Here is a 7,858-nt window from a genome sequence, read left to right as displayed (position 1 = left end):
GCCTCGGAGGCGGCCTCGAAGGGCGAGCGGCGCGAGGCGCTCCGCTGGGCGCCGGTGGCGGGCAGCCGGCGCGCCTTCCACGTCACCGCCGAGCCCCTGGAGGGCGGCGGCGCCGGGGCCATCGCGCTCGACGTCACCGAGGCGGAGGACACGCGAGAGGCCCTGAAGCGCCATGTCCACGCCCAGGACGAGACCCTGAACCGCATCGCCGACGCCGTGGCCATCTTCGGCGCGGACCGCAGGCTCGCCTTCCACAACACCGCCTTCGCCAACCTGTGGGGCCTGGAGCCAGCCTGGCTCGCGGACGCCCCGAGCCACGCCGAGGTGCTGGATCGCCTCCGCCAACGCCGGCGCATCCCCGAGACCGCCGACTACGCCCAGTTCAAGGCCCGCGAGCTGGCCTTCTACGAGAAGCTGGACGCCGCGCCGGACGAGATGTGGACCCTGCCCGACAGCCGCACGCTGCGCGTCGTGCGCCAGCCGCACCCCTTCGGCGGCCTGCTGCTGGTCTTCTCCGACATCACCGGCGAGCTGAAGCTGCGCGCCCAGTACAACGCTCTGGTCCAGGTGCAGCAGGCGACGCTGGACAAGCTGAATGACGCCGTCGCGGTGTTCGGCTCTGACGGACGCCTGCGGCTGCACAACGAGGCCTTCGAGCGGTTCTGGAACATCAGCCCGCAGGCGCTCGCCGCCGCCGGCGACTTCGACGGGGTGGTGGAACTCTGCACGCCCCTGGTGCACGACCGCAATTTCTGGCGCGAGGTGAAGGCCCGCATCTCCGACCCGGACCCGCAGGCCCGCGCGCCGATAGGTGGGGAGATCAGGACCTCAGACCAGCGGGTGGTCGCCTACCAGACCCGCCCCCTGCCGGACGGGGCGACGCTGGTGGGCTTCGACGACGTCACCGCCACCCGCAAGCTGGAGCAGGCCCTGGTGGACCGCTCCCAGGCGCTGCAGGAGGCCGAGCGGCTGAAGCGCGACTTCGTCGGCAACGTCTCCTATGAGCTGCGCACGCCGCTCACCACCATCATCGGCTATTCCGAGCTGCTTGACCGCCAGGGCGAGCAGCTCCCGGAACGCTCCCGCGGCCACGTGGCGGCGGTGCGGACGGCGGCGGCCCAGCTCGCCTCCTCCATCGACGACGTGCTCGACATGGCCCAGATCGACGCCGGCGAGATGGCGCTGAGCCTGGGCGACGTGGATGTCACCGCCCTGCTGCGCGCCGCCGCCGCCCGCGGGACCCGCGATGCGGAAGAGGCCGAGGTGGTGGTCCGCGTCTGCGACGAGCCGTCCGGGGTGATCCGCGCCGATGGCCGCCGGCTGGCCCAGGCGCTGGACCACCTCATGATCAACGCGATCCGCTCCACCCCTGCCGGCGGCGAGGTGGTGCTGGACGCCAGGCGCGCGCTGGGCGAGGTGAAGATCCAGGTAAAGGACACCGGCCGGGGCATCCCCTTCCACGTCCAGGCCCACATCTTCGACCGCTTCGTCGGCCGCGACCGGGGCGGGCCGGGCCTCGGCCTGGCCCTGGTCAAGGCGCTGGTGGAGCTGCACGGCGGCTGGGTGGCGCTGGAGAGCGAACCCGGCGCCGGCGCCACCTTCACCCTGCACATGCCCGAGACGGCCTATCCAGGCTCAGCCCATCCGGAGCTGCAGTTCTAGGCCCGGGCTGCGCTTCGTTCGTCCATGCGCCGCAGCACCTCCGCCGCCAGCCGGTCGGTCTCCCTCAGGGGCGGATAGCTCCAGGACTCCAGCCGGCCCTCGAAGCGCCGCGCGATGCCGAGCGTCGCCAGTTCGGCATGGAATCGCTGCTTGCGCGCCTGGGCGCCGTCCATGTCGAGCAGGTAGATCGGCCGTCCGGTCGCGGCCGCCTCCGTGGGCATGTTGGCGGAGTCCTCGGTGACCAGGATCACGTCGGCGCTGGCCAGGAAGGCGAAGTACGGATTGCTGCCCTCGCCGTCCCAGATCAGGCCCGGAACGTCCGCGAGCACCGTCCGCATCGTCGCCTCGGCCTGCGGCGGGGTGCGGCGGGAGAAGGTCAGCAGCTGGCAGCCGCCGCTCGCCCGCACCGCTTCGGAGACTTGGCGGGCCAGCTGCACGGCCCGGGCGGGCGACAGGTTGAAGGCCTTGGCCCGCCCGCCGATCAGCACCGCCACGTGCGGCCTGGGCAGGCCGTCCAGTCGGCCGCGCCAGGCCGCGAGTTCGGTGGCCAGCAGTTCCGGCGTCACCCGATGGGGCGTCCCGGTGATTCCAAACACGTTGGGACCTTGCAGACCGTCATGGTTCGGAGGCGCGACGAGGTCGAACACCTGCGGCGGCCGCAGCGGGTCCTGGAGCTGGACGACATAGGTCTCCCCGCTCGACCACCGCCGCACGGCGATGGACAGCGGGACGCTGGCCCGGCCATTCCCGATCCACAGGTCAGGCCAGGGCGGCGACAGCGCAGAGCCGCCTCTCGCCAGCAACCGCGGCCAGGCGGGGATGAACTGGGTGGGCGTCCGGCGCATCCAGCGCGGCCAGGCGATGCGTCTGCAGTCTATCTCGGCCGGCCTGAGCCTGACCACCGCCTCCGCCAGACCCAAGGCCTGGGCCTCGATGCCCGCACGTCCGTCCGACACCGCCCAGATGCGCAGCGGTGCAGTCAAGCGCCTCCCCGAGCCGGGTTCAGACCCACTCGACCTTCAGAATCTCGTAAGCCTTGACGCCGCCGGGCGTGGTCACCTCCACCACGTCGCCGGTCTCCTTGCCGATCATGCCGCGCGCCAGCGGCGAGGTGAGCGACAGCCGGCCCTGCTTCACATCCGCCTCGTGTTCGCCGACGATCTGGTAACGGGCCTCGTCCTCGGTGTCCTCGTCGACCACAGTGACCGTGGCCCCGAACTTGACCTGCTTGCCGGACAGCTTGGAGACATCGATCACCTGGGCGCGGCTGAGCTTGTCCTCGATCTCGGCGATGCGGCCTTCGATCCAGCCCTGACGGTCCTTGGCGGCGTGGTACTCCGCATTCTCCGACAGGTCGCCATGCTGGCGCGCCTCGGAGATGGCCGCGATGACGCTGGGCCGCTCCACAGACTTCAAGCGCTTCAACTCATCGTCGAGGGAGCGATAGCCCCCCCCCGTCATAGGTACCTTTTCCATCGTGGCTAGATCGGCCTCGCCCGTTGCGAAATAGGGATCGCCGGCGGCTGGCGGCGGAACCGGCCGTCCAAGGTAGGTCGCGGGTCCGAAATCCGCAAGAGCCGCGCCTCGTCCCGGCGTCCGGCTGACGTCCAGCAGGGCGCGGATCAAACCAACTCGGGGCGCGGGGGGCGGCAATGCGCATGACTTGAACCTGCCATAAGATGGCAGGTCCAGAGATTACCCTTCTGGAGGACGCTCCGTTCGGCCGCGCGCGCCGCCCGTCAGGTTGGCCACGACGAACCAGCAAGCCAGCACCAGGACAGCCAGCATCGCCGCTCCCGCCAGGGCCAGTCCGAACGCAAGGCCCGCCGCCAGCAGGGCGGCAAGCCCAACCAAGCCCACGCCCGCAAAGAGGATGAACTGCAACCCCGTGAAGTTGAGCGGGCCGAGCCGGCGAGAAGCCGGCCGACCAGCCCCGGGCCCGCTCATCCCTTTTTGAGGGCGTCAGACTTGTGGGCCGCCTTCGCCCCGGTCTTCTCACTCTTGACGATGAACTGTGGGTCGTCCTTCGACGCCTTCACCGGGTGCGATTTGATCTTGGTGTCGGTCGTCTGTTTCTTTTCGACCACGCCATGGGTTTCGCCCTGGCTGGTATCCCACTTCACCTTGTCGCCAGGCTTCAGGGTCTTGGCCACTGTCTTCCTCCTCGACTGCCCGTCGCCAACCCGCCGCATGGCGAGGGAGTTCCGGAAGGCGAGGAACCCGCCCGCCTCCGCGGCATTGCGAAAGTGCTACTCAGAGGCCGGCATGTCTTCAGCTCAGACCATCATCGCGTTCGCTGTCGCCCTGCTCGCCGCAAGCTCGCCGGCGGCGAACGCGGCGGGATCACCCGCCGACCGCGCCTTCGTGGCGAAGGTCTCCCAGGGCGGCATGTTCGAGGTTCAGGCCGGCAAGCTCGCAGACCAGAAGGGCTCCACCCCCGACATCCGGGACTTCGGAGCCATGGAGGCGCACGACCACATGCCTGTCGGCGAAAAGCTGAAGGCCGTCGCCGGCCGCGAGGGGATCAGCTTCGGGTCCGACCTCAACCCCCAATTCGCAGGCAAGCTGGCCCACCTGAAGTCGATGTCCGGTCCGGCCTTCGACGCGGCCTACATGGAGCAGATGTCGGCGATCCACGCCGCGGACGGCGCGGCCTTCGCCAAGGAGGCCAGGGACGGCGGCAGCGCCGACTTCCGCGCGTTCGCCGCCGAGACCTACGTCATCGTCCAGCGCCACATCGGCGCTATCCACGCCGCGCCGCCGCGCCAGGTAGCGCGACCTCAGACGTAGCTCTGCAGAGGCCGCACATCGAGGGAGCCCGTGGCCACCGCCACGATGGCCTGGGCCGCCGCCAAGGCGCCTGCGGTGGTGGTGTAGTAGGGGATCTTGCCCATCAGCGCGGTGCGACGCAGGGAGAAGCTGTCCTGCAGCGACTGACGCCCTTCGGTGGTGTTGAACACCAGGCCGATCTCGCCGCTTTTCATCAGGTCCACGATGTTGGGCCGACCCTCCAGCACCTTCTTGACCGGCTGCGCGCTCACCCCCTCCTCTTGCAGGAACTCTGCGGTGCCGGCGGTGGCGACGATCCGGAAGCCCTGGGCCGCCAGGATGCGCACCGGCTCCAGGATGAAGGCCTTGTCCGCATCCTTCACCGAGACGAACACCGCGCCGGAGCTAGGAAGCTTGGTCCCGCCCGCCAACTGGCTCTTGGCGAAGGCGCGGGCGAAAGCCGCCTCCGTTGGCTCGCCCTCCCGGCGCCAATCCAGTCCCATGACCTCGCCGGTCGAACGCATTTCCGGCCCGAGCACGGTATCGACGCCGGGAAAGCGGGCGAAGGGGAACACCGCCTCCTTCACCGCCACATGGTCGCCGCCGCGGTCCCCAAGGTCGAAGGCGGAGAGCGGCTCGCCAGCCATGACCTTGGCCGCGATGGCGGCGACGGGGCGGCCGATCGCCTTGGAGACGAAGGGGACTGTCCGCGAAGCCCTAGGATTAACTTCTAGAACGTAGATGCGCGGCTCGGGGCCGAGCGGCTCCTCGATGGCGAACTGCACGTTCATCAGTCCGCGGACGTTAAGGGCCCGCGCCATCCGCTCGGTCTGAATTTTGAGCTCTGCGATCGTCTCCGGGCGGAGCGAGAACGGCGGCAGGGAGCAGGCGCTGTCGCCAGAATGCACGCCGGCTTCCTCAATGTGCTCCATGATGCCGGCCACAAACACCGTCTCGCCGTCGCAGATGGCGTCGACGTCCACCTCGGTAGCGCGAGAAAGGTACTGATCTATCAGGACCGGGCTGTCGCCGGAGACCTGAACCGCGTCGCGGACGTAGCGGGCAAGCTGCTCGTCGTCGCGCACGATCTCCATGGCCCGGCCGCCCAGAACGTACGAGGGACGGATTACCACCGGATAGCCCACCTGGTGGGCGGCGGTCCTGGCCTCCTCGGGAGAGCGGGCGAAGGCGTTCACCGGCTGCCGTATACCGATCTGGAGCATGAGCCGCTGGAAGCGCTCACGGTCCTCGGCCAGGTCGATCGCGTCCGGGCTGGTGCCCAGGATGGGTACGCCCGCCGCCTCGAGCGCGCGGGCCAGCTTCAACGGCGTCTGGCCGCCAAACTGCACGATGACGCCGAGCAGGGATCTCGACTGCTGTTCCACATGGATTAGTTCCAGCACATCCTCGACCGTCAAGGGCTCGAAGTAGAGGCGGTCGGAGGTGTCGTAATCTGTGGAAACCGTTTCCGGGTTACAGTTGACCATGATCGACTCGATGCCGAGGTCGGCCAGGGCGAAGGCGGCGTGGCAGCAGCAGTAGTCGAACTCGATTCCCTGCCCGATCCGGTTGGGGCCGCCGCCGAGGATGATCACCTTTCGCCGGTCCGACGGCCGGCTCTCGTCCTCGGGAATCTGGCCGAAGGCACCGGTCTCGTAGGTGGAGTACATGTAGGGAGTGCGCGCCTCGAACTCGGCCGCGCAGGTGTCCACACGCTTGAAGACGGGACGGATGTAAGCCTTGTGTCGCGCCTCGCGAACGATGGCTTCCGATCGTCCGGTCAGCGCGGCCAGGCGCGCATCTGAAAAGCCCATGGCCTTCCATGATCGCAGCGTTCGTATCTGCGTCCCGCTCCCTGGCATCTGCAGCCGCGTCGCCACAGCTTCAGCGACGCCCTTCGACAGACAGTCGTCGATGATGTGGGATCCCAGCGCGACAATCGTGCGCTCCGCCGCCACGATCTCCTCGATCTGGCGCAGGAACCAGGGCTCGTAGCTGCAGGCCGCCTCGATCTCGTCCACGACCAGTCCGTGGCGAAACGCCTGGGCGATCACCCGCAGGCGGTCCGGCGTGGGCTGGCCGAGCGCCCGGCGCACCGCCGACCTGGCCTGGGCCTCGTCGCCGCCGTCGGCGCCTGGGATCGCGATCTCGTCGAAGCCGGTCAGTCCGGTCTCCAGCCCGCGGAGCGCTTTCTGCACGCTTTCCTTGAAGGTGCGGCCCATGGCCATGACCTCGCCCACCGACTTCATTGAGGTGGTCAGGTAGGGCTCCGCGCCCGGATACTTCTCGAAGGCGAAACGGGGGATTTTGGTGACTACGTAGTCTAGGGTCGGTTCGAAGGCAGCGGGCGTGGCGCCGGTGATGTCGTTGGTCAGCTCATCGAGCGTGTAGCCGACCGCCAGCCGCGCGGCGACCTTGGCGATGGGGAAGCCCGTGGCCTTGGACGCCAGGGCCGACGACCGCGACACGCGGGGATTCATCTCGATCACCACCATGCGCCCGTCGCGTGGGTTGACGGCGAACTGGACGTTGGAACCGCCGGTCTCCACCCCGATCTCGCGCAGCACCGCGATGGAGGCGGCGCGCATGCGCTGGTACTCCTTGTCGGTGAGGGTCAAGGCCGGCGCCACGGTGATGCTGTCGCCGGTATGCACCCCCATCGGGTCGATGTTCTCGATGGAGCAGACGATGATGCAGTTGTCCGCGCGATCGCGGACCACCTCCATCTCGTACTCCTTCCAGCCGAGCACGCTCTCCTCGATCAGCACCTCGGTGGTGGGCGAGGCGTCCAGCCCGCGCTCCACGATCTCGCGGAACTCCTCGGTGTTGTAGGCGATGCCGCCGCCGGTCCCCGCCAGGGTGAAGCTTGGGCGGACGATGGCCGGGATGCCTACGAACTCCATGGCTTCGACCGCCTCGGCCAGGGTGTGGCAGGCGCGGGAGCGGGGGCTCTCCAGGCCCAGCTTGTCCATGGCGTCGCGGAACTTCTGACGGTCCTCGGCCTTGTCGATCACCTCCGCCCGGGCGCCGATCATCTCCACGCCGTAGCGGGCCAGCGCGCCGGAAGCCTCCAGGGCGAGGGCGGTGTTCAGCGCCGTCTGGCCGCCCATGGTGGGGAGCAGCGCGTCCGGCTGCTCCTTGGCGATGATCTTCTCCACCATCTCAGGAGTGATCGGCTCGATGTAGGTGGCGTCGGCCAGCTCCGGGTCGGTCATGATGGTGGCCGGGTTGGAGTTGACCAGCACGATCCGGTAGCCCTCGGCCCGCAGCGCCTTGCAGGCCTGGACACCGGAGTAGTCGAACTCGCAGGCCTGGCCGATGACGATGGGCCCGGCGCCGATGATCAGGATGGAGGAGATGTCGGTTCGCTTCGGCATCAGCGTCTCGCGCGCGGCGACGACCCGGCGCGCGGAGGCGCGCGCCTGGG

The 7,858-nt window shown here is 69.1% G+C and carries 7 protein-coding genes; 2 read left to right on the top strand and 5 right to left on the bottom strand.

Annotation, left to right across the window (positions count from 1 at the left end):
- Positions 1 to 1,662 (top strand): PAS domain-containing sensor histidine kinase (locus HUV06_RS04555; RefSeq protein ID WP_174300086.1); only part of this gene is annotated, 1,662 nt, incomplete at its 5' end.
- On the opposite strand, the gene HUV06_RS04550 is transcribed toward HUV06_RS04555, so the two are convergent.
- The 4 genes from HUV06_RS04550 to HUV06_RS04535 all read right to left on the bottom strand — a co-directional run bounded on the left by HUV06_RS04550 (position 1,659) and on the right by HUV06_RS04535 (position 3,815).
- Positions 1,659 to 2,645 carry a mitochondrial fission ELM1 family protein gene (locus HUV06_RS04550; protein WP_174300085.1) on the bottom strand — a complete coding sequence of 329 codons (987 nt, stop codon included), beginning with the start codon at positions 2,643 to 2,645 and terminating at the stop codon, positions 1,659 to 1,661. The two genes, HUV06_RS04555 and HUV06_RS04550, sit on opposite strands and share 4 nt — an antisense overlap.
- Positions 2,646 to 2,664: 19 nt before the next feature.
- Positions 2,665 to 3,138 (bottom strand): transcription elongation factor GreA, encoded by a 474-nt coding sequence (gene greA / locus HUV06_RS04545; RefSeq protein ID WP_174300091.1) that lies wholly within the window; start codon positions 3,136 to 3,138, stop codon positions 2,665 to 2,667.
- Between the two features lie 219 nt (positions 3,139 to 3,357).
- The gene (locus tag HUV06_RS04540) at positions 3,358 to 3,609 is read right to left on the bottom strand and encodes a hypothetical protein (protein ID WP_174300084.1); all 252 of its coding nucleotides are present in this window, start codon (positions 3,607 to 3,609) and stop codon (positions 3,358 to 3,360) included.
- Complete coding sequence (locus HUV06_RS04535; protein ID WP_174300083.1) at positions 3,606 to 3,815, bottom strand: DUF2945 domain-containing protein; 210 nt, start codon at positions 3,813 to 3,815, stop codon at positions 3,606 to 3,608. The genes HUV06_RS04540 and HUV06_RS04535 overlap by 4 nt, the downstream gene beginning before the upstream one ends.
- A 112-nt stretch (positions 3,816 to 3,927) precedes the next feature.
- Between HUV06_RS04535 and HUV06_RS04530 the strand changes: the two genes are divergently transcribed.
- Positions 3,928 to 4,452 carry a DUF4142 domain-containing protein gene (locus tag HUV06_RS04530; RefSeq protein WP_174300082.1) on the top strand — a complete coding sequence of 175 codons (525 nt, stop codon included), beginning with the start codon at positions 3,928 to 3,930 and terminating at the stop codon, positions 4,450 to 4,452.
- On the opposite strand, the gene carB is transcribed toward HUV06_RS04530, so the two are convergent.
- On the bottom strand, positions 4,443 to 7,808 hold the full coding sequence (gene carB, locus HUV06_RS04525; RefSeq protein ID WP_174300081.1) for a carbamoyl-phosphate synthase large subunit: 3,366 nt from the start codon (positions 7,806 to 7,808) through the stop codon (positions 4,443 to 4,445). The two genes, HUV06_RS04530 and carB, sit on opposite strands and share 10 nt — an antisense overlap.
- Positions 7,809 to 7,858 lie beyond the last annotated feature (50 nt).

Source organism: Caulobacter sp. S45 (genome assembly GCF_903642205.1).
GTDB lineage: Bacteria > Pseudomonadota > Alphaproteobacteria > Caulobacterales > Caulobacteraceae > CAHJWH01.
Note: the sequence above shows the minus strand (reverse complement) of the source record. Positions and strands in the feature narration are given on the sequence as shown.